The following is a 22,342-nucleotide window of genomic DNA, read 5'->3' on the forward strand; positions in this document are numbered from 1 at the left end:
AAAATAAAAACCGGCATGATGGATTTGAAATTTTGAAAATCATTATCGTCCACCATGCCGGTTTTATTTTTTACTTAAACTTTATTGTACTGTTATTTAATCTTCTTTCGAATACCCAGCATTCCGAATAGGCCTCCGCCTAAAAGAAAAATGGCTGAAGGGATGGGAGTGGGAGTGGGGGTTGAGGCATTTGTAAGCACTAAACTATTTTCATCAAAAGCCCCCACCTCTATTGTACCGTTTCCATAATAATCAGTGTTGTTAAGATCGGGTAATTTTATCTGAAAATAGTCGATGATAGTACCATCGTATTCAAATGAAAATAAAGAACCAGAGCTCATAGGACTTAGATCTTGTGTCTCCAATGCTGCGTATAAATCACAGTATCCAATTTTGAAAACAGTTGAACCAGATTCTTCGTCTATTACAATATCTCCTAAGTTTGTATCTGCTATCCAAGCATCCGGAATTGCGGAACCAGTGCTAAACAGATTTTCATCAACTGTAAAATCATCTCCCACTTCAAACCATACAGTAAACCCTGAGAGGTCATAAGATTCAACATCTTCAATTGAAATATCAAAAGTCGTCGCATTAACTGTTAATGAGAAACCTATAGCACATAAAATCGTAAATGTAATAAACAGTGTCTTTTTCACCATTCTTCTCCTTTATCAGCTTTGATTTTAATCACATATTATTCCGAAGCCAAAAGAAATCAGAATTCGTAATGTATCCATCATTATCGCCATCTGCATATACACGATAAACATTGTTCTGCATCAGCTTTCTAATTTCAAAAAGATCAGAATTCGTCAAATACCCATCAGCGTCGGCATCTCCACGTTTTTTGATGGTTGTTTTGAATTCTATCGCTCCATCAAGAACTCCCCCATCCACATCAACAAAGTTTTTGTAAGAGTCGCTTTCGGCACCAGTTCCTCGTCCATAGGTTACCGAAACGCCGGAAAAATCGGTCACACCGGATTCATGGGTAAATGTTACCGTACCGAGCAGTACACGATTCCCTTCCACACCATCGGTAGGGTTGCTGTCATCCAGTTTACCGCCGATAATCACCACGTTGGACCCATCATCCTCAGGATCCATATAGGTCTGCTTTGACGATTCATTGCCAAAATACCAGACTGATTCGTTCTTGGTTGCACCGGCATAAGTCAGGGTGGATGGATACGTGACCTTGACACCAAAACTGAGTATTGGTCCGTCGGTAATATCCGCATATATATATAGCTTCAGATCGCTATCTGTATACGCGCCTTCCGCGTATACACTAACATTGGCACCGAACACTGAACAGGGCATGCTGACCAGGCATACCCCCAAAAGGGCACCCATCAAAAACAGCCTTTTCATCACACCATCAATTTTCATCCTAATCTCTCCCATTTTCACAGATCCATTGTAACTGAATTTAAAAGGCTCAGTTTATTTGGCATTGGCTATACGTAACTATTACATCATCAACTTGGACAATACCTTTTGAAACAAACACACGAAAGGCTTGGATGACTACACACCAACGGTTAAATCCCACCGTTTTGAATTTAGCTCTTCAGCTACTACAGTTTTTTTCTTTTCAATGCTGTTAAAGCGGCCAGCCCCGAACCTAAAAGTAGAAGACTGGCAGGGATTGGAACCGAGGACAATTGGACTGTAAAAGTGTTATCTATGGAACCAAAACCTTCGGATTCAATGGCAGAGTAGTCACTGACGCCAAAGATAGTCAGAGACAGTGTTGATGTTGTATCATCAAGTGCAAAAGAAAATTCACCGCTTTCTTCATCGAACAAGCTAGTGCACCCAAGAAACGTATTGGGTTCGGCTACAACATAAAGAGAAAGCAAAAGAAATCCTGAAGAAGGTCCAGTTGTATCGGTAAGTGTAGCAAGATAATTACCAGCAGGAACATCGGTAAAAGTCAGGTCAATCCGTTGTGCACCATCAATGGTGCCTTCGTAGATGTTCTCATAGGCACTGTACGAATTGGTGGTTTCGCTGCTATTAAGGCAGGCCGAAACCTCACATGCTGGAGCTCCAATTAACACCATTGTCACGATCGCCGCAATTGTCACGCAGAAGCTTTTTTTCATTCTCTTTCCCTCATTTCGCATTGTTTTTGGTTTTCCATTGTAAAAGCAAGTTCATGTGAGGATTTATAATTACAGGACATCTGCACATCTATTTTTTGCAGTATCCCACTGTTGTGACAAACTTAACGTGGAGCAGAGAATGGACATTGAGAATTTTTTGAGCATTGATTTTTGTCCAATTACATCCTTTGCTCATAATTTTCAACGATAAATTGCAAGAGAACAACGCTATCGCATAATCTCAATCAATTCTGCAGAATAAATATCTTGTTACGTTCCTAACCGTTATAGATTTTCTCAAAAGTAGAATTTCTCTACGGCTGCACAGGTGGCATTTAATTAGCAACCATTTGATTGACTATTGATGCAAAAAAGGCACCATGAAAAGCGGTAATACAACAAATTATCAAGAATCTGTTTCTTCGTCTTTTTATGGTTTTTCTTGGTTAACGTCCACATCTGTTCTATACAATTGTATTTATATGAATTTTTCACTCAATAAAATAAAATCGGATTTTTTTCAAATGCGTATTTACGGTCAACCACTGGCCATTGAACGCTGGCCATGTCTTTTTTTTTATGATAGCGTCTTTTTCCACAATTACGGAAATTACGATTTCTGCAACTTTGATACAAAGGTTTCCCATGTATGAATCACATTACGGGTTGACAGCAAAGCCATTCAGCATCGTCCCTAATCCCAATATTTTATTTTTAAGTAAAAATCATGCGAATGCACTCACCTATTTAGAATATGGTCTCAGCGAAAAAGCTGGATTTATCCTGCTCACCGGTGAAATCGGCGCCGGCAAGACAACCCTTGTTCGGCATATGTTAAAAAAAATAGGGTCTAAATTTGAAACTGCGGTCATATTCAACACCAATTTTTCTTCGGACCAGCTTTTCCGGCAAATTCTCGATGAATTTGAGATCCCCTGCGATACCAACGAAAAAGACAGGCACCTGGCCCAATTATATGATTTTCTGATTGAACGATATGCCATCAGACAAGATGTCCTTCTCATCATTGATGAGGCTCAAAATCTGACGAATGATGCATTGGAAAACATCCGCATGCTTTCCAATCTGCAAGCAGACGACCAGACACTGCTCCAGGTTCTTTTAGTGGGTCAACCCGAATTCAAAGCGCGTCTTAAAATGCCTGAGTTTCGCCAGTTGGCCCAACGGATCGCCGTTAATTACCACATTAGCCCCCTGGACAAGGTCCAAACGAAACATTACATTGATTATCGCATGCAAAAGGCCGGCGGAAAGGGAGATATCTTTTCACAGGAAGCCATCGACATGATTTTTGAACAATCGGGAGGAATTCCGCGGACCATCAACCTTATCTGTGACACTGCACTGGTTTATGGATTTGCAGACAATCTGTCAAAGATTAATCAACCGGTTATAAAGCATGTGATTAAAGACAACATCTGCATGGCCGTTAATGAGAAAAACGAATCCGTTAAACAAAATAAAGATGCAGTTTTAAAAAACGATGCAGGGCCAGACGTTTTAAAACGGATTCGTCGCATGGAGATGTCCATAAAGAAAATGAAAACGCTTTATGAAAATCTCATACAGAAGGTAAACAACGATTTGATCGGAAAATATCGGCAACTGTTGATCGCGGAGCAACGGCGTAACGATCAACTGCTGGAAAAATATTACCAATTAATCAGAAGGATGCAGATATCCGAGGAATCGCCCTGTGATGGAGACGATTTGGAAGCTCATCAAGGGGGGGGATCTGTAACTAAATTTTCACATTTGATGGATATGGCGGATGCTCAAGATGCCATTGATAAGGAAAGAACGAAAATATCAGAATTATTGGTGAAGAAGATTGGAGGGAAAAATCAAAGAAGTGATTTTTAAGCTAATTCAATTACTCATGCCACTTTGCGACCATAGCGATATCCATATCGACCGTACAACTTATTAGGATTTTTATGCCGATTGAGAATAAACCCGGCAATTTTATCCTGAGGAAGCAATCCGATGGCCTCTTTTAAATCGTTGCGACTAGTAATACCAGCACCCACGACAATAACAATACAGTCGACCAAGGGGGCGAAAGCCAAGGTATCGGCAACGCCCAGAATCGGTGGCGCGTCGAAAATAACAAAACGATCATCATAACGATTTTTAAGGTCTTTCATTAGCGATTGCATACGAGGTGAACTGATCAACTCGGAACTGTCATCAATCACCCGCTCACCAGAGATAATCGTGAGTTTTTCTATTCCTGGCCATGAGATGATATCTCTCATGTCTGCATTACGTTCAAGGTAATCCAATAGCCCCAAACGCCTGTGATATCCCAGGTAACGATGGATCATTTGCATTCTCAAATCCGCGTCTACTAGCAAAACCGTTTGGTTGTGTTCTCGAGCAAATGTTGCCGCAAGATTGATAGAGGTCACCGTTTTACCCTCATTGGCAGACGTGCTGGTAACCATTATTGTATTCCACTTTTTGCGTTTGCTTAATTGCCGCAGCTGGGTTCGCAACACTTTGTAATAGTTATTCTCTTCGAAGGATTCGGCCAGTGCAATACAATGATTTTGAATCGCTGTCTTAATATTGATGGTAACTTTTTTAGATTCGGAATAAACCGGTGGTTGCCAACCCGGGGCAGAGACTTCAGGTCTACTAATTGTGCCCGGTGAAACATCGTCAAGGCAGATCTGCTGTTCCCGTTCTTTTCTTGCTCGATCCAGCGCTTTTCTCAAATTCATTTCAAATTTCCTGACTATTATCTTTTCTGAGAATTCACTATAGTCTTGCGATCTCTCATCTAATATTTTTCTATCGACCAGTCACACGCGTTCATTCCTACATCGGTGGAATCTTTCGCATTACCTTGGCCCAGAATATATTTAAATCCATGACCCACACATGGAAAGCAAACACGCACGCAATCAAACCAACCACCATGGCAAGGCTCCATGCCATCTGTTTTGCGCGCCTTTTTTTCCGATCAGCAGGGGTAAGGATATCCGGGACGGTCACCAAAATGGGAAGTGACGAGACCTTTGCCAGTTGCTCTGAATTGTGAATGGCTTGGTCGAAAAACTCACGCAGGGCAGCAAAACCGATCCCCGCCCCCCCGCCCAAAATGATACCGACCAGCACGATGGCCAAACGATTCGGCTTGTATGGTTTTTCGGGTCGACGTGCCGGGTCGATCAAGGTAAAACGTTCGCCCTTGTGCTCTTTTTCCAACCCCATGGCCACTTTGGCTTCCATCACCTTTTGCAGTAAGTCTTCATACTTGGCTTGGGTATTGTTCCGGTCAAGCAGCATGGCGTTGTAATCCTGCTCAATTTTGGGCGTATTTTCGATTCGCATGCGGTATTCTTCAGCCTTGGCCATTAAATCGGATTTCTGTTGATTAAGGGATTTGATTTCCGCACGCGTGCTGGAAAGCTGTGCTGCCAAGGTAATAAATGCTGTATTATCCGGTGTTTCTCTCTGCTCGTCCGACATTGCCGCTTTATTGGCCATGCGCTTTTTCAGCTCGGCAATCTCGCGTTGCATCTTTCTAACATCCGGATAATCATCGGTAAAACGCGTCTTAAGGTCCACCAACTCCAGTTCAAGGATCCGCAGGCGATCCTTTTCCGTGTTCTCTGTTTCCGGGATACTGGCCAATTGCGTCTGCAGATACCCTTCACGCTCTTTCAACATGCGCATCTGCTCATTAATGCGCTCATTGCTGTTCTCATAATTATCCAGCGCTCTGAGATTGACCTGCATCATTTCCGGCAGCGAATTGATGTGTTGCTCTTTGAAAGCGGATATTTTTTTTTCCAATGCATCCAGCTTTGCCCTGACGCGCTGGGACTCATCCTCCAAAAACTCGGTTGTTTCGGTTGTTTGGCGCTGCCGCACCTGAAGGTTTTCACTTAAAAATAGAGAAACCAAGGTATCGGTGACGCGCTGAACGGTTGCAGCGTTTTTGCCCTCGTAGGAAAGGGTGAAGGCGATCGTGGCGGCAGTTGGACGGCCGGTACGGCGATCAATGGTATCGACACTGATCAGCTCCAGTTGGATATCGTTACTCAATTTTTCGATAATTTCATCCGTAGACCAGCGGTCCTGATATTCCGAATAAAGATCGAAGCGCTGGATAATATCCATGAGCTTATTTGAACTCATGATCCGCTGCTGGGTAGTTTGAATGCGCTGTTCTGCATAGCCCGTTACCGTCGTCATGACAAAATCGGCGGGGATATCCTGCTCTTCGATAAGAATGGTCGCTGTCGATTTATAAATCGACGGCAACAGCAACGCGACGATGCAGGCGACACCAACCACCAGAATGGTAGGCAGAATCAATGCCCACTTTCGACGTTTGAGAATATCGACAAAATCGCTGATTTCAAAGTTCTGTTCATCCATAACAGCGAAGTGACCTTTCATGGTTCGTTTGTAACGTTAGGATCGTTAAATCTGCATATGGGTTTGATTGGTTCAATTTTTTTGAAAGGTTTCACTGATTGAGACGTTAAGTATTTGCCATCTATTCCAACCAATCATGATGCGCCTCTAATGTAAGCATGGCCTTGTTGCGATAGGCAGAGGTATCATCGTCGCGATCGTCCAAAAATGTGTACACATAGCTGGCCGCCAAGTCGAAATTATTGTTTATCACCCAGCGAAGCCCACCACCGAAATTCCAGGTCTGGGTATCAACGTAGCTCTGAGACGTGTCGTCCTCATCGTTTTCGTTTCGGTACCATCGAACATAACAATTAGCCGAAAGCCGCTCTAACAATCGCAAACGGCCGCCGGCACGGACCGTTGTGCGATTGACGGCATTGTTTTCACCGCTGACCGGTTGAAGATCGTGTGAAAGCAGCAGGTCGCTGCGGAAACGCTCTCCTCGGTAACTGAAGTCAATGCTGCCCACGAACCCGTAACTGTCGTAATCCTCATTAGTAATCGATGGAGCCGGTAAATACGTTGGTAAAACTTCAAGATAGCGTTCTGAAACGGCATACCGGCCGCCCAAATCCACCGTCAAATCCAAACGCTCCGTTATAGCGCTCAGTGCACCGACCGTCAGGGAAAAGTTGTCCAACTCATAATCATCAATATACCGGCTTAACGTGCTGGGTTTATAATAATCCCGTTCAAATTCATAGTGACTGTAGCTCAGGTGCAACTGGCCGCTTGTACGTGCCAGCCACGCATCCAGGCTCCGGGTCATGGATAGAGCGGCATGGTAATCTTCACGATCCGATGTTTGCGAATCATCAAAGTTCTCACGGTTAAATGTGAGTGAAACCCCACTGGCCATTAGCTCGGAGATGGTGTAATTGGCAGACGCGCCTGCATTGATGCGCCGGCGCTGGATATTGTTTAGAATCAGTCCGGTCGTCTCAAGATCACGGTCCGGCCGGTTATCGTCGCTGGCATGTGCGTCTGCCCCCAACTGCCACCGTTCCGTAGGCATAGCCTCGAGTGAACCATTGTACCACTGATCCATATCGTCCAACTCATCATAATCCTGAAATCGGTAAAACTCCAGTTTCCCATCGGCAGAAACCGTGTACCGCTCACTATGTCGGACCAGCTTCAGCTTTGGCGCCACAGTGGTGATATTGTCGGCAAGTTCGTTGTTGACATTGAGGCGGATATTGTCATTGTACTCGTGGATCAACGCCACGGATGTAATCAATTGATTGTCGGCAGCCATTATCGTTTCAAGGTCGGCCGCGATCAGTATCAACACGACGACCGTGAAAAATAAAATTCGAATCGGTCCCCGTTTCACGGTTTGATTCGCACCTTTCTTTGTTCGTTAACTCCGTAGACCACATTGGAAGCGAGACAATAGCAATCAACGTTGAGCGATTATCATCGTTCGCTATTCACTTAACCGTTTACTATTTAACCACAATCACATCCCCCGCCTGCAGCAGGATGTTCCCTTTCACATATGCGTCTTCCGTAACACTTTTATAGTCGAAGGTCATGACCTTGGTTTTGCCGGCTGTTTTTCGAAAAATTCGAATGTCTTGCTGATCGGCAAAAATATTGAGTCCACCAGCCATGGACAAAGCCTGCAAGACGTCAATATTCCATTTTAGCGCAAAGTGGCCGGGACGATTGACTTTGCCGATAACATACACCACCATGCTGTTGACCTGTTGAATGAGGATGGTCAGCTCTGGTTCAGGCACATACCGGCTGACTTGTCTTTCCATTTCTTTCTGAAGCTGTTCCACAGTCTTACCGCCGGCGACAAACCGACCTAACAACGGAAAGGTAATGGTGCCATCGGGCAGAACCACCACAATCCGCGACAAATCTTCATTTTTCCAAACGCTGATTTCCAGGACATCGCCTGGACCAATGACATAATCAACCGGCATTTTTGAAGACGGCAACACAACAACCTCAGATTTTTCATTGGCTTGCGTATCCGGCGTGGCATTGGCAACGTGTTCCTGGTGTGCACAGCCCATGCTGAACATTGCCAACGCACTGGCGACAATGGTGCAAAAACAAAAAAAATGCTTCAAAATTGGTCGCTTAACGCTTTTCATAGAGAATCTCCTTGCACATGACGAGTTTTACCGAAGACGACAGTTTCTGATTATTGTTTGCGATTGTAAATGTCTTGTTTGTGTGCTTAAATTCAGCGCTGCAAAACATCACGGGTAGCGATAACATAAAAAGGTTTTATTCAACTCTCACTGCTCTGAATTTCTTTCAATAACGCCCTGGCGTCGGCCTTCTCTGAAAAATCAGCATCGACGGCCAAAGCCTTTTCCAATTTTTCCCGAGCCTCGACCGGCCGTTCGCTGGCAACCAGAACCCGTGCAAAATGGTAATTGATCACACCGCTGTCTGGATTCTTTTCAAGGGCCTTTTCAAAGACAGGCAAAGCCTTTTCATTTTCTCCCCTTTTATAATGAATCCACCCCACCGTGTCCATTACCGTCGGTTCCTCCGGCCTTATTTTTTCGGCTTGAGTCGCCAGTGTCAAAGCCCGGTCCAAATCACTGTCTGAATCAGGGTACTCCGCCAGTAAAAACGCCAGGTTGTTCGAAGCCGCCCAAAGGTTAGGATCCTCGGCGAGGATTTTCTCATAGGCTCCCTTGGCTCTTAAAAAATCGCCACTTTTCTCAAATAAAAAAGCCAGCGTCATGTATGCGGTTTTGTTATTTGAGTTATTACTGACGGCATCCTGCAAATTTTTAATGGCTTGGTCTGTTTTTCCCTGGGAAAGGTAAAGCCGTGCCAAATTGTCATATGGAACGTTCCATTGGGGACTTTTCTGGATAGCCTGTTTCAAAGCGGCTTCAGCAGCCTTGGTATCTTTTTCGGCAAGGTTTATCTGGGCCATAAGATTTTGTAAAAAGGCATTATCCGGATAAACACTAATTTTTTCTTCACAGAGTTGGCGTGGCCGTTCGCTTTGCCCCTCCAGGGTGTAAATTTTCACTAAAGCAGCCAAAATTTGGATTGAATCCGAGTTGTTGGAATATCCTTTTTCCAGGCTGTCGATTGCCGCCTGTCGATTGCCCCGGACTTGATAAAGGCGTGCAAGTTTCAGGTAACCGGCCGACGCCTTGGGCGCCTTTTCAACGATCGCTTCGTATTGCTCTTGCGCGGCATCATACTGTTTCCTGGATAATTTAAAATCGCCAAGATCACCTTTTGCCTTAAGATCATCCGGATTTTCCTGGACAATCGTAGCCAATTGCCGTTCAGCAGAAGCGAAATCTTTATTCGCCATGTAAACCCGTGCCAGCACACGATGCAAATCTTTGGATGATGGATGCTGACGAACACCTTGATTCAGCACATCAATGGCCAGAGCAATCTCTTTGTTCATCAAATGGGCCTGGCCAAGCGCGATAAACCCTTTGACATTGTCCGGGGCCTCTGCAACCGCGCTTCGGAAGGCTGTCACCGCATCCGCACTTTTACCATCGGCTAAATAAATTTGACCGGAGACAAACAGCCCTTCCGCGCTTTTTGGATTTTCTGTCAGCACTTCATCTGCAAAGGTGCGCGCCAACTCAAGCTCCCGGCGCATCAAATAGATCTCAGCCATTTTGGACTTGGTCGATAAAATTCCAGGTTCTGCAGGATCCTTTGAGAGGCTCAAATTCTTTTTTAGGATAGACAGTGCCTGATCACTCTCCTTGTTTATTAAATGGATTTGGGCCAATGCTTCCCGAAGCGCAAAACTAGAAGGAATCTTGGAAATTCCATCATTTAACAGTCGCATCGCCGATGATATGTCCTTTTTTTTCTTGTAGAACTGAGCCGAAGCAATAATGTGTTGGTCCATATCCGGCTCCAAGGTAGCCAGGGCATCAAGCACAGAATCGGCTTTTAAGCGCTGTCCGTCTTTCCAATAAAAATCTGCCAGCATCAGCCGGTGACGTACATTGCTCGGATTCATCTCAACCATCTGCTGCAGGATTTTCTCGGCATAATCCTTACGGTCGCTTTTTATGTATAGGTTGGCCAGCAACATGCGCAGCGCAACAGCATCAGGGTTGCGGTCAATGCCCTCCTTGAGCAACGCTTCTGCCCGGTCAAGGTCATTTCCAACAGCATATTGGGAAGCCAGCATGATAAACAGATCCGGACGGGATTCCCCCTCCTGATGCAGCGCAGTTAAAATCGCCATTGCGTCGTCATTCTTTTTTTCCTTGATCAATAGCGCAGCTTGTACCAGTCGGGCGGTGCCATGCCTGGGATCTTTGGCCAGGATCGACGCCACAGTCTCACGGGCCTGATCCGGCTGACGGGCAGCCATAAGAATACGAGCCATTTCTGCCTGGGCATCCAAATGAGAATCGTCCAGACTGACTGTTTTTCCAAAATACCCAAAGGCCTGCTTGATCTCACGTTGCGCCAGGGCAGTCTTCCCCAACATGTAATACGCATCTGTGAATTTGGGATCGATCTGCAATGCGTTTTTGAATTCAAGAGACGCTTTGATGTACTCTGCGTCCTCGAACAAAGCCATGCCCTTGTTATAAAATTTCATTTTTTTCTCTTCCTTTGAACCACAGGAAACAGCCATCATCAGGAAGATGCAGGAAAGGATTAGGACCAGCGCTTTTTTGATCATTGCTTTGACTACTTTCTATACAAAAATATGATGAGTAATGCTCACAAAGACCGTGAACGATTTATTGGTTTTGCACATATTTGATCATCGATAACAAATTTGCCAGTTTTTTTCCAGGCTTGCAGAGCCTTGTGATTCCTTTGATACGCTTGCGCTTTACAGTTCACGAATCAAATCGCACCTTTGCGCTGCAACACCACACTAACCGTCTTTACCAAAATTTTAAGGTCATGGAAAAACCGCCAGTCATCAAGATACTGGCAATCCAGTTCAACAATCTTATCAAAATCGGTGATCTTATTTCTGCCCGAAACCTGCCACAGGCCCGTCAGACCAGGCTTGGCTGAAATGCGCTTCAAATGTTCGGGTCTGTATTTCTCTACCTCATCCAAAGTGGGTGGACGCGTCCCCACAAGGCTCATCTGACCGCACAACACGTTGATGAACTGAGGAAATTCATCTATCGAGGTGCGCCGCAAAAAACGGCCGACCCTCGTAATACGGGGGTCGTTCTTGACCTTAAAAATGGCGCCATGCATCTGATTGGCAACCACCAGTTCAGCCTTGCGTTGCTCGGCATCAACACACATGGTACGAAATTTGATTAACTTGAACACGCGTCCATGCTGGCCCATGCGCTGTTGCTTAAACAGCACGGGACCGGGGGAATCGAGCTTGATGGCCACAGCCACTATCGGGTACATGATCAAGAACAGCAGCGTTCCAACCAATCCGCCGACGATATCCAAAAGACGCTTATAAAGCAAGCCGGATGCGTTGAATGCAGCCGGACGCATGGTCAAAAAAGGCACACCCTGGCAACTTTCCATGGAAAGAAAACATTCCTGGTGGCTCCACAATGAAGGTAAAATACGCAATGGAATGCCAACCTTATGACAGTACCGCAAATACGGTTCGAGTTTCACCGACCGATCCCCAGAAATGGCAAACACCACCTCGTCGATGGCATACCGGGTAACGACTTCGGGAAGATCATCAAGGGTGCCAAGCACAGGGTTGGCTGATACGGCTGCTTCCTTGCCAACTTGCAGTCGCCCTACAATCTGATGGCCCCAGCTCATTTGCTTGTCCAGCAGCCGTTCCACTTGGCCTGCACGATCCGCTTCGCCCACCACGAGAATGCGGATGACATTGAATCCCTTCACTGATATCTTGTCCAGATACCACTGCACACCAATACGATACCCCAAGATCATAATCAGGGTCAGTGTGGCGAAATAAAATACGAAATCCCTCGAATATTCAATGTTTTTAAAAAAATAGAGTCCTGCTGAAAGAAAAACAAAATCCAAAAAAACGGCCTTGATAACCGCCCAGATGAACACCAAATAGTTTTGCGGGCGGACCTCGCTGTAAAGGCGAAACTTGCCCATGGTGTAACTGTTAATAAACATCACACTGAGCATGGTAAAAATAAAAACCATGGAGTCGATGGGTACAATTCCATCTGAAGCAAAAAGACTCCAGTAAAAAGCACCATGCCCGGCTGCAATCACACACAGCGCGTCGACGACCAGCAGGAAATTATTGATTATTACAACTTGCTGTTGAAGCATGAATAAATCAGTTATCGGTTTTCGGTTTGCAGTTTACGTTTCGGTTTTTTGGTTTGTTATGAGCGCGTCGGAGCATTGAAAGCAGTTTTAGGTTTAAGTTTACCAAGAAAAGTTTACGGTTGTTGGCTGCCGGTTGATTTCTTTTTCAATGATTTATGAAGTGATTGAAGCATTTGATCTTTGAGTCCATAATCGCGGCAATCCCTTAATAACTTATATAGTCGTACCGATAATCGGCAAGATTTCTTCCAAACCTCCAAATCCTCGAATGAAGATGACATAGTTTTTTTCCAATTTATTAACTGCCAACTGCAAACTGCCAACCGTCAACTATTTATATTGGTACATACTCAGGTAGGATCTCATAAACCAGCCCCAAAAATCCCTCCAACATACGATATGAATCCTCAGCAGACTGATGAGATGGTATAGGCATTTCGGCGCGAACAAGCGCACCATCGGTGCGCTGACGGGTGAAGGCATCCACCATCAGCCAGTATTTATTCATCCATGGACTGGTGATGGTGCGCCCGCGCTGAAAAAAGAAATAGCTGCCCAGTACCCGCGTCTCCCCCTTCTCCCACATGGAGGCCATGATGGGAAACCGGGTGCCGTCATCGGTGGTCACAAAACGCTCTTTGGAACTGATCAGTGCCCATCCGCCGCCGAGCATGCAAGATTGAGGAGCATGGGCGGTGTGCCGGGTACCCTGATACTCATAAAAAGGAATCAGCAGGTTAATGGCATGGCTGCGGTCCCCATTGATATAGGTGGCGTTTAGATAATCGTCTGACCATAGATTCTCCAGAATCTCTTGGGATAGATAATTGCGTTTGGCCTGCCAGTTGCCGATTTCCATTGGAAAGGTTTCAAATGAAGTGCGGGCGGGCAAGTTGGCTGCAGATGGCAAACGCTTCAGCGAATAACCGCTTCCCAGAAACAGCAGACAGAGAACCGCCGTTATGGTAAGTGATTTTTTCAATGGGTTGGAGGGCTTTGGAGCATTTAGATCGTTGGGCGCTGTGTTTCTTCCCCTCTGCTCTTCTTGCCCACCTATCACCTTTCTCTCTCCGCTATTTAAGCTTTTAGCTTCTACCGTAGACCTTATACCTTCTACCTTTTTTAATCTATTCCCCATGCGCCTTAGCAAAATCGAGCTCCCAAAAAGAATGGCTCCTGCCAGCATAAACACAATCCACCCAGAAAAATCGTGGAAAAAATCCTCGGCCAATTCAGGTTTTCCCCAGACATGTAGCATACCGGTTAAAATAATACGCATGCCATTGACTACAATTGACAACGGGATGACGGCTATCAGCAATATGGCATTCTGCCACCACCACTGGCAGTAAAAATAGCCAAATAGCAAGGCCATGAGGATCAGTGGCATCAGGTATCTTAATCCGCTACATGCGTCCACCACCTGCAATTGGGCGATGCCCAAATCAATGATATTACCGTCCTGTAATACGGATATGCCGACAAGGCGAAGCATTGCCACCGATAGAGAACTGGCCGCCAGCTTTAAGTGAAAGGTCATCATTCTGTTGATAAATGGCGGCAATGGAATAATAAAAACAAGAATTAATAGGGGAAACCATAACTGAAATAATCGCGTCCCATAGATTGTAACCATCGTACCGATAATACAACCCCATAATCCTATGTACACAAAGGTTTCAATTGAGCCCAGTTCCCCGGCAAAAATCAACAGTATAGACATCACCACCGGGAAAAGCCCCCAGATATTCCAGGTGAACTCGCCGAATCTGAAACTATCCTTCTTTTCCCAGCACAGATATATAAACAGTGGCAAAATCAGGTAGCAATAGCTGTTATCACCGCTGTCCCATCGGATGGTCATTTTTTGCAAAAAGGTCAAGAGACCCAGCAAGAAAGTAATAAGCATCAGTCCAGGAAGAGAATATTTAATCAGATTCTGGTTGGTCATGGGAGGTCCGTTTCAGGTATTTAACCGTTAATATCTTTAAAAGCTATTTTTCGAAAAAGGATTGCCATTTTGTACCCTGAAATGCCATTCTTATTTCATCGTAATTTGTTACTAAATCTTTTATTTCCTGATAGTTCTGCCTTTTTAATGATGTTTTTGGTTTGCTATATTTAATACCAAGGAATTCAGTGATTTTTCTAAAAGTAGCCTCACGATTACTAGCTAAATCTTCGTAATATATCGTAATCAAATCGTGATTTTTAAATATTTTATCGCCTTCTTTTTCCCAGCATCGTGTCTGGTTAAATCCCTCATCAGCTTCTTTTACGGTGAAGGTTACTTTTTTGGAATTCTCTTTGGAAGTTTTTGTTGTCCACCAAACATTTTGATTACCTGCAATTTTGCGTGATATCAAAGTCCTAAAGATATTTCTTCTTTTTAAGTGTATCACTTTAAGACCTTCTATACTCTTAAGAGCATTGAAAACCTTATCAGATCTGCCATCTATAGGATGATAATAGAATATTTTAAATCCTTTCGCCTTTATATAGAATGGTTGTTTTGAAAATACCTTTGAGAGTATATTTTTATAGCTTCGCCCGTTTAATCTAGCAAATATTTCTCTTTCCGAATAAACACTCGGATGTGAATTCAAAAGAGACACGAGTAAATTTGATCCAGTCCGAGATCTTGTAAGTATAATAAATTTTTCAAAGCTCGTGTTCCCAATCAATGAGAATAATTGATAATAAAGCAGAAATATAGCCAACCGAAGATAATTTAATGTTTTATAAAACAAATTTAGTACCCCTTCGCCATTTCATTCAAACAAATCCAATTTCATTTTACCTGCAAAAATTTAAGTTCATCACCAAAAAAATAAGCTTTAGCACGGATCTATTTTTTCTTTTTTTGATGAAGGAAAATATCGATATTTATTCTATCCTTTGTAAGCTTAATCAATTTTGTTAATCTTTCTCCGTTTTTTTCAGCGACAATTTCATAGTCACCAAGAAAACAACGATTTTGAAATATTCCTTTTTTATCTGTTGTTCCATTTACATCTGTCCACCATTTTTTAAATACCAGATTATTCCAAGCCTCGCCATTTGGCTTGATCGTCCAATCCGGACTATATAATGAAGCACTCGGTTGGTAGAGATGCCCTTCCCAGAATCCCCACATTACAATTCCAACAACCGCTGGGTGGCTAAACATCACAGTCATGAAATCCCGGGTATAATCGGCCTGAAGCCGAAGTTCCTCTTTTGAAAAATTATATATTTTTTTAGGTTTAGCGAAGCGAATATCGAATTCAGTTACTTGCAATGGCAATCCAAAAGAAGCAAAACGTTCAACAATTCTATAAAGATCAGTAGGCGCAGTTAATCGTTTTTGTGTAAAATGCCCCATAAATCCAATGCCGTCTAATGGCGCTTCATTATCAATAAGATATCGAATAAACTTTTCATACTTATCTCTTTTCTTCTGATTAAATTTTCCATTTCCATTGGGAAGAATACCCCCATCATTTACATAGAGCTTAACATTAGGATTTATTTCTCTTGCTGACTTAAGAATATCTACATAGATGTTTTTTCCAAATAATTCATCCAAATTAATAAGCTTATCATTCCAAGCGATGGGATGATTTATTGCATCCCATTCATCGACCAAGTTATTAACAGCAGACATCTTATCTTTTATATGCGCAAACAGCAGTTGATAAAACTTTTCTGGATTAGAATTGTACTTTTTATAAGTCTGTAATTTTTCTACAGGCCCCCAACTTATATAATGACCACGCACTGCGATATCATTTTTTTTTAACCACTGCAATGCCGCGAAAGTTTGCGGAAGATAATACTTGCTGCCTAATGGACTGGTCTTACTTGCATTCCACGGATCCCATTTCAAATCATTTTCTAATACAACTTTATTGTATTGATTCAATACGAGCGAACGATACCGCTCCGATTCTTCATCAGTTTTGGTTAACATTCGTGCACCAACAGCCGCCCCAAATGCAAAAGCGTGTTTTTTCATTTTTACATGTACTTTCACGCCTTCCATCTTCTTACCTTCATCATTTAACACTTTTATAGTTAAGTCAGCCTTACGGTAAGATTCTATTCTCTGTTCTGCTTTTTCTCTCCAATCCGCGTCTAGATTACGACCTTTATATGCAAATGCAGTAGTAGAAATAAGAAATGCAAAACTGCAAAATACTATTATTAAAGTTTTGCCCACAGCAAAAGTATTGTTTGATTTCAGGACAAAATTTACTAATTGTCTATAAATACGTCTTGGCACAAATGCTCTTGCTGCAGAATGAAATGTACGATTGAGACTTGTCCCACCGAACAACAAACCATTTAATAGATCAATTATTGTTCTAATAGGCTGCGCTGCGGCAATTTCATAACTAAGGATATTAGCCCTAAATCCGTAATAAGCACGGCTGCTAATTTTTTCTTTGCTCTTTATCAACCATGATTCTAAATCGCTTCCACAATTAACGTGAGAAACTCTATTTTGGGAAGTTTTATCCGTCCAAATTGATAGGGGTTCTTCAATAAAAAAAAATTTTGCCCTATTTGAAAATAAACGTATGGCAAAATCTATATCTTGCCCCTTTTTTAGCCCATCTTTAAACTTTACTTTTTTTGCAACAGAGCTACGCACAATCATCGTTGACGTTTGTATTGTTTCGCATGAACAGAATAAAAATTCATCAATTGGTTCATTATTTTCTATAGGCCTGCTGGGCTTCAAAGCAGTGGTTTCATTTCCTCTATCAACAATTGCATAAGAGAAATACACATCAGCTTCGATATTAGCTATTATTTTAAAAACTTTTTCAAGTTTATTTGCGATGAATAAATCGTCGGAATCAAGGAATGCTATATACTCGCCAGTTGCAGTTTTAATACCAGTATTTCTTGCCTTTGAACCTCCTCCGTTATCCTGATAGAGGTATAGTATTCGAGCATCGTTGATACCCGCGATAATTTCCTTGGTATTATCAGTAGAGCCATCATCCACAATAATCAACTCAAAATTCTGAAAGGATTGTTCCAGAACAGAATCAATCGCTTTTTTTAATACATGTCCCCTATTGTATGTTGGCAAAACCACACTAAACTTAGGGTGTTTTCCCATTTTTATGTAATCCTCTTTTTGAATAAATCAAGATTGCTTCGGCTACCGCATAAACAAATAAAAAGGCGATCCATGCGGATCTTGTCCTATCTAACAAAGAAGTTTCTAAAAGTTCGTGAAAGATTAGAAAAGCTAAAATAGCGTACATTAACTCAGCCATGATCTGAAAAGAAGAATGAGCCCACCTTGTAATCTGTAAAAATGGGGTGATCAAAAATGCAAAAACAGTTAGAAAACAACCGATAATACCAGTTGATGCCAGTACATCAAGGTAACCATTATGACCGTGAACTGAATAAGAAAGCCAAGTAACCGTTGGGTTATATATAACAGTACGAATCCCTGTTTTGTAGATAGAACCATAGCCAACCCCCATAAAAGGGTTTTCAACAATCGTACTCCAAAGGGATTTCCAAAGGGTCATCCTTCCAGTAAATGCGGTAGGGTCATCAAGAATTGCAGATATTTTATCACCTGCTATGATCAGTGTCATCGTAATTATCGTAATCAAGCCTATTGCTGTAAAAAGCGTAACAATCGCACGAATATCGCGACGTGCTCCCTTAAGCTTTCCAAGATAAACGCCAGATAGAAGCGATGGTAAACATAGTATAAGGGATGTTTTTGATCTTGACATTACTAAAAGGATTATCCCCGCAATCGCAACAGCCAACCAAACTTGCCCCTGTTTCATACGCCAAAAAAAGAAACTGAATAGCACGCACAAGGCAGCCGCCAAACCAGCATGGTTCTTATGGAAGAAAATTCCGCGCCATGCACCAATTAGATTGACATTATGCTCAGTTGGCGGATGCACTGCACTGGGTAAAGTTAAACATGCTAAAACGCTTACTACTGTTAAAATCGCAATACAAAGTGCAAAAAGACGTAGCGCAGACCATGGGCCAAGACCTTGCACTACTGAAAAGACAGATAAAGCTACCAGCATTGTTAAGATAAGACGTCGGAGTCCAATAAGAGGAACAGAAGACCCGAATAAAGTCAAGACACACCAAACAAAAACCAAAAAGATTGGAAAAGGAAGAATCCTTCGTACTTTCCCAAAATCACCATACATATAAAGAATAGTGACCAAAATGACCAAGCATCCTAAACCAACGATAATGATTTGGCTAGTCCAGCCAATTTCTGCAACATCTGACACCCCATCAAAACCTGTACGAAATGCAAATGACTTCAAGCCGCCAAAAGAGATGAACAAAAAAGAAATCCAAGAACATGACAGTAAACCTCTCGCCAAAGGGTTCTTAACAAGTCCTGAATCATCAAAACCATTATTTTCCATGTATAACCCTATAGATTTGTGGAGGACTGCCAAACACACCATTCAATTTACCGAATTGACGTGCAAGCTTCACACAACCTTGCATATGACGACTCGGTAACGATGCAGTAACAAGAATAAACAAAAGATGGACGGCTATAGCCCCTGGTATTTTAATCAGCTCGTAAATCAAATCTCGTTTCGATACTTCATGGAGTCTAAAAATCCTGGCATCGCTACATCCGATCTGATATGCCCTTCTCAAAGCCCATCGCCTTGTCATCCGGCTGGAGTTTATATATTCATAACTTATAGCTTCAGGAGCAAATCCAAATGAGGCTCCTTTCTTCTTGAGCCTTGTAAAAAACTCTTTATCTTCTCCACCAGTAAGTCCAAAAAGCGGATCAAAAACACATCCACTAAACTTTTCATGTATGCTTCGGCTTAAGAAAACATTTCCTGTTCTATGAAGAAAGGAAATAGTACCTGCTTTGTGAATCTTACGCCAATAAATTGTCAATCCGCATGTCCATCGTGGAGGATGCAGTTCAAAGTCAGGCAATATATGTCCTCCCACAACATCATAATTTCCTTGTTCCTGCATTGCGACCAGTTCTGATAGCCAATTGGATTCTACGGTTTCATCGTCATCAACCATTGCCAATCCATCTGCTCCAAACATTTCAAATGCATTTTGCATCAATGCATTTCGCACCTGAGAGATGCCTCGTTCTGATACAATAATCCCTGTTATTGGAAATGGATATCCATTTTTTTTTGTTTGTTCGACTATTGAAAGTCCTTGTTTCTTATCTTTATCATTATCTGCAACTAGAATATGCAGGTCGAACTGGACATTCAATTTTCCGATTGACGAGAGTAGCCGAGATAGCCCCCAAGGTCGGCGAAAAGTCGGTATGCCTATTACAATTCTTTCGATCTTTTCCATAAAGGGGGACTCCATAGTCACTGAATAGTAAGTGTCTTTATTGATTTTGAATTTCGCAATGAACTAGACGAAATAAAAGTAATTAGTGTTCACTAACATTGATGTGAGTAAAACAATAATTATGTTCGAAAAATGTTTTCTTTATTTCACTTATCTGATTGGCTAATAATGGTTTGTTTTTCAATCAATAAATACCCTCTAATAAAAGTTTACATCTCTCGCCGTAAACATAAAAGAAATGTTGCATGTATATTTGTCGTCAAATAACGCCAAAAGAACCTCCTTGGATCTTGTATCAAGCGATGCAGCCATTCAAAACCTGCAATCTGCATCCATTTTGGGGCGCGTTTATTGCGTCCACCTAAAAAATCGAATAATCCGCCACAAGTAATTAGCCATCCAATCCCATTTAATCGTTCCTTATTTCGGATGCAGAATAGTTGTTCCTTTGGTTTACCTAATCCAATCCAGAGTATATCTGTACCACAAGAAACTATCTCTTTACAGATAGACAATTCTTCTTCTTTTCTGAAATATCCGTGTCGGTGCCCAGAGATCAGTAGTTCTGGATAGAGTCTGCGAATTCTATCAACAGCGGTAGTATTAATTTTTTCACTAGCTCCTAAAAAGTACATCCGAAGATCCTTTTTTTGGCTAACCAAGGCTGCATCATGGAAAAAATCCGTTGTGGCAATGCGTTCAATCAAGGGAGTCTGGGATAACAATTTCGATGCAAGAACTAGTGATTGTCCATCAACATGGATGTAATCCGCTTCTTTTAAGGCTTTCCAATATTTGTGGTCAGTCTGTGCCATAGATAAACCATGACCATTAATATCAAAAACCAACTTTGGTTTTAGTTCATTAGTGTCCTTACGTGCAGCAAAGCAATCAACTACCATTAATTTTGCAAAGTCTTGCCGATTTACCCTCACTACTGGCCATCCGCCAAGCATAATTGATGGGACCAAATAGTCTGATCTATGTATATTGATATTCTTCATTTGATTTGAGTTGGTTTCCGTTTAATAAAATTAATATACATTATGATCTGAGAAAACAATTGAGATAGTAATACCAAATCGTATTGCTCACAACGATGAGTATTCCATTTACGATAGATTTGGAAAGTGGGGGGGGGGGGGTAAGCAAAAAAGCTTATTACATTCCTTAGCTGGTGCATTGGTTATAAAATACTTAATAATTTAGATCCAATATGAGTCTGTTTAATTCATGGGACAAAGCTTTTAGTGATTTTATATTTGTATTTAAATAAATTTATCAAATAAGTAAAAATTACATTTGGTTTGGTTTTTAAATACAAATAAATATTTTTAAAAAAGGAACCAAAATTTTTACTTTTAATACTTACCTTTGCTATGTCTAAATAATTTACTGCAATATGATCTTTGAAAATTGATTTAAAGTTATGATTTAAATACGAATCCAAAGTTCTATAATATATTATTAGCTTTTCTAAATCTCCAATTTTACGATTAAAATTATAGGTGACTCCTTGTTTTCCTCTTGAATAAATTGAAGTAATTCTATTAAAATATTTTAATTTTCCTTTTTGCAGCAGCAAAATGAACAACGGCGTATCTCCGGCTATTAATCCGTTAAATTCAACAGGAAATTTTATGCAGTTTCTAAATAAAATAGATGCAGTTGCAAACTGTCTATTTTTTATAACTTCTTCAATTTTTATGTCTCGAGAAGGTTTTTTACTGAACAAGATTTCGCGTCCGTCATCATACCGTACTATAGAATTTTCTGTAACGGCTATGTAATCTTTATTTTTTTCAATAAAATTCATTTGATTTTGCAACTTCCTCGAATCAATCCAATGATCGTCTCCCTCGCACAGAGCAATATATTTTCCTCTCGCTTTAGGCCAGACACATGATGGGTAAATTTTTACACCTCTTGAATATTGGTTTTCTTCTTGCCAAATAGGGAAGATTAATTTCGGATATTGCTCTGCATAGTTTTTTAGTATTTTGGCGGTATTATCGGTAGAAGCATCATCATGAATTACTATTTCAAATGGAAATTCAGTTTTTTGGATTAAAAAGCCTTCAATTGTACCACGTATATATTTTTCGTGGTTATATGTAATACAACAGATGCTTACTATCGGATTTGAAGGATCACCCTTCCAAGTCCTCATAATTTCATTTTCTGTCATG

17 protein-coding genes are annotated in these 22,342 nt (G+C 41.8%); 1 reads left to right on the forward strand and 16 read right to left on the reverse strand.

Features of this window, described 5'->3' with window-relative positions; all coding sequences use genetic code 11:
* Window positions 1–92 precede the first annotated feature (92 nt).
* From Dvar_RS29950 to Dvar_RS29960, 3 genes are all read right to left on the reverse strand, one after another.
* Complete coding sequence (locus Dvar_RS29950) at window positions 93–662, reverse strand: hypothetical protein (protein WP_419656793.1); 570 nt, start codon at window positions 660–662, stop codon at window positions 93–95.
* 28 nt (window positions 663–690) lie between these two features.
* A complete protein-coding gene (locus Dvar_RS29955; RefSeq protein ID WP_419656794.1) occupies window positions 691–1,395 on the reverse strand; it encodes a hypothetical protein in 705 nt (234 codons plus the stop codon).
* 188 nt (window positions 1,396–1,583) lie between these two features.
* Entirely contained in the window at window positions 1,584–2,114 is a 531-nt protein-coding gene (locus Dvar_RS29960) for a VPLPA-CTERM sorting domain-containing protein (protein WP_419656795.1), read from the reverse strand.
* Between the two features lie 645 nt (window positions 2,115–2,759).
* Here Dvar_RS29960 and Dvar_RS29965 point away from each other — a divergent pair.
* Entirely contained in the window at window positions 2,760–3,998 is a 1,239-nt protein-coding gene (locus Dvar_RS29965) for an ExeA family protein (RefSeq protein WP_419656796.1), read from the forward strand.
* Between the two features lie 14 nt (window positions 3,999–4,012).
* Here Dvar_RS29965 and Dvar_RS29970 read toward each other — a convergent pair whose 3' ends face one another.
* From Dvar_RS29970 to Dvar_RS30030, 13 genes are all read right to left on the reverse strand, one after another.
* Window positions 4,013–4,861, reverse strand: coding sequence for a CpsD/CapB family tyrosine-protein kinase (locus Dvar_RS29970; protein ID WP_419656797.1), 849 nt, complete (start codon window positions 4,859–4,861; stop codon window positions 4,013–4,015).
* Between the two features lie 97 nt (window positions 4,862–4,958).
* On the reverse strand, window positions 4,959–6,527 hold the full coding sequence (locus Dvar_RS29975) for a GumC family protein (protein WP_419656798.1): 1,569 nt from the start codon (window positions 6,525–6,527) through the stop codon (window positions 4,959–4,961).
* A 121-nt stretch (window positions 6,528–6,648) separates the two neighbouring features.
* Complete coding sequence (locus Dvar_RS29980) at window positions 6,649–7,905, reverse strand: hypothetical protein (protein ID WP_419656799.1); 1,257 nt, start codon at window positions 7,903–7,905, stop codon at window positions 6,649–6,651.
* 112 nt (window positions 7,906–8,017) lie between these two features.
* Complete coding sequence (locus Dvar_RS29985; protein WP_419656800.1) at window positions 8,018–8,680, reverse strand: polysaccharide biosynthesis/export family protein; 663 nt, start codon at window positions 8,678–8,680, stop codon at window positions 8,018–8,020.
* A gap of 140 nt (window positions 8,681–8,820) precedes the next feature.
* Entirely contained in the window at window positions 8,821–11,145 is a 2,325-nt protein-coding gene (locus tag Dvar_RS29990) for a tetratricopeptide repeat protein (protein ID WP_419656801.1), read from the reverse strand.
* Window positions 11,146–11,399: 254 nt separating this feature from the next.
* Window positions 11,400–12,806 carry a sugar transferase gene (locus Dvar_RS29995; RefSeq protein WP_419656802.1) on the reverse strand — a complete coding sequence of 469 codons (1,407 nt, stop codon included), beginning with the start codon at window positions 12,804–12,806 and terminating at the stop codon, window positions 11,400–11,402.
* A 334-nt stretch (window positions 12,807–13,140) separates the two neighbouring features.
* A complete protein-coding gene (gene xrtD / locus Dvar_RS30000; protein WP_419656803.1) occupies window positions 13,141–14,757 on the reverse strand; it encodes a VPLPA-CTERM-specific exosortase XrtD in 1,617 nt (538 codons plus the stop codon).
* A gap of 43 nt (window positions 14,758–14,800) precedes the next feature.
* A complete protein-coding gene (locus Dvar_RS30005) occupies window positions 14,801–15,556 on the reverse strand; it encodes a sulfotransferase (RefSeq protein WP_419656804.1) in 756 nt (251 codons plus the stop codon).
* Between the two features lie 98 nt (window positions 15,557–15,654).
* Entirely contained in the window at window positions 15,655–17,919 is a 2,265-nt protein-coding gene (locus Dvar_RS30010; protein ID WP_419656805.1) for an endo-1,4-beta-xylanase, read from the reverse strand.
* Entirely contained in the window at window positions 17,903–19,225 is a 1,323-nt protein-coding gene (locus Dvar_RS30015) for an O-antigen ligase family protein (RefSeq protein WP_419656806.1), read from the reverse strand. The genes Dvar_RS30010 and Dvar_RS30015 overlap by 17 nt, the downstream gene beginning before the upstream one ends.
* Window positions 19,215–20,153 carry a glycosyltransferase family 2 protein gene (locus tag Dvar_RS30020; protein WP_419656807.1) on the reverse strand — a complete coding sequence of 313 codons (939 nt, stop codon included), beginning with the start codon at window positions 20,151–20,153 and terminating at the stop codon, window positions 19,215–19,217. Before Dvar_RS30020 ends, Dvar_RS30015 begins: the two co-directional genes overlap by 11 nt.
* Before the next feature lie 209 nt (window positions 20,154–20,362).
* A complete protein-coding gene (locus Dvar_RS30025) occupies window positions 20,363–21,157 on the reverse strand; it encodes a WecB/TagA/CpsF family glycosyltransferase (RefSeq protein WP_419656808.1) in 795 nt (264 codons plus the stop codon).
* Window positions 21,158–21,384: 227 nt separating this feature from the next.
* Entirely contained in the window at window positions 21,385–22,341 is a 957-nt protein-coding gene (locus Dvar_RS30030; protein ID WP_419656809.1) for a glycosyltransferase family 2 protein, read from the reverse strand.
* Window position 22,342 lies beyond the last annotated feature (1 nt).

Source organism: Desulfosarcina variabilis str. Montpellier (assembly GCF_048565275.1).
Taxonomy (GTDB): Bacteria; Desulfobacterota; Desulfobacteria; order Desulfobacterales; family Desulfosarcinaceae; genus Desulfosarcina; species Desulfosarcina variabilis.

Excerpts from the sequence above, each read along its gene's own strand:
- Dvar_RS29950 (WP_419656793.1), bottom strand. The coding sequence starts at position 662 with ATGGTGAAAAAGACACTGTTTATTACATTTACGATTTTATGTGCTATA.
- Dvar_RS29955 (WP_419656794.1), bottom strand. The coding sequence starts at position 1,395 with ATGAAAATTGATGGTGTGATGAAAAGGCTGTTTTTGATGGGTGCCCTT.
- Dvar_RS29960 (WP_419656795.1), bottom strand. The coding sequence starts at position 2,114 with ATGAAAAAAAGCTTCTGCGTGACAATTGCGGCGATCGTGACAATGGTG.
- Dvar_RS29965 (WP_419656796.1), top strand. The coding sequence starts at position 2,760 with ATGTATGAATCACATTACGGGTTGACAGCAAAGCCATTCAGCATCGTC.
- Dvar_RS29970 (WP_419656797.1), bottom strand. The coding sequence starts at position 4,861 with ATGAATTTGAGAAAAGCGCTGGATCGAGCAAGAAAAGAACGGGAACAG.
- Dvar_RS29975 (WP_419656798.1), bottom strand. The coding sequence starts at position 6,527 with ATGGATGAACAGAACTTTGAAATCAGCGATTTTGTCGATATTCTCAAA.
- Dvar_RS29985 (WP_419656800.1), bottom strand. The coding sequence starts at position 8,680 with ATGAAAAGCGTTAAGCGACCAATTTTGAAGCATTTTTTTTGTTTTTGC.
- Dvar_RS29990 (WP_419656801.1), bottom strand. The coding sequence starts at position 11,145 with ATGAAATTTTATAACAAGGGCATGGCTTTGTTCGAGGACGCAGAGTAC.
- Dvar_RS29995 (WP_419656802.1), bottom strand. The coding sequence starts at position 12,806 with ATGCTTCAACAGCAAGTTGTAATAATCAATAATTTCCTGCTGGTCGTC.
- xrtD (WP_419656803.1), bottom strand. The coding sequence starts at position 14,757 with ATGACCAACCAGAATCTGATTAAATATTCTCTTCCTGGACTGATGCTT.
- Dvar_RS30010 (WP_419656805.1), bottom strand. The coding sequence starts at position 17,919 with ATGGGAAAACACCCTAAGTTTAGTGTGGTTTTGCCAACATACAATAGG.
- Dvar_RS30015 (WP_419656806.1), bottom strand. The coding sequence starts at position 19,225 with ATGGAAAATAATGGTTTTGATGATTCAGGACTTGTTAAGAACCCTTTG.
- Dvar_RS30020 (WP_419656807.1), bottom strand. The coding sequence starts at position 20,153 with ATGGAAAAGATCGAAAGAATTGTAATAGGCATACCGACTTTTCGCCGA.
- Dvar_RS30025 (WP_419656808.1), bottom strand. The coding sequence starts at position 21,157 with ATGAAGAATATCAATATACATAGATCAGACTATTTGGTCCCATCAATT.
- Dvar_RS30030 (WP_419656809.1), bottom strand. The coding sequence starts at position 22,341 with ATGACAGAAAATGAAATTATGAGGACTTGGAAGGGTGATCCTTCAAAT.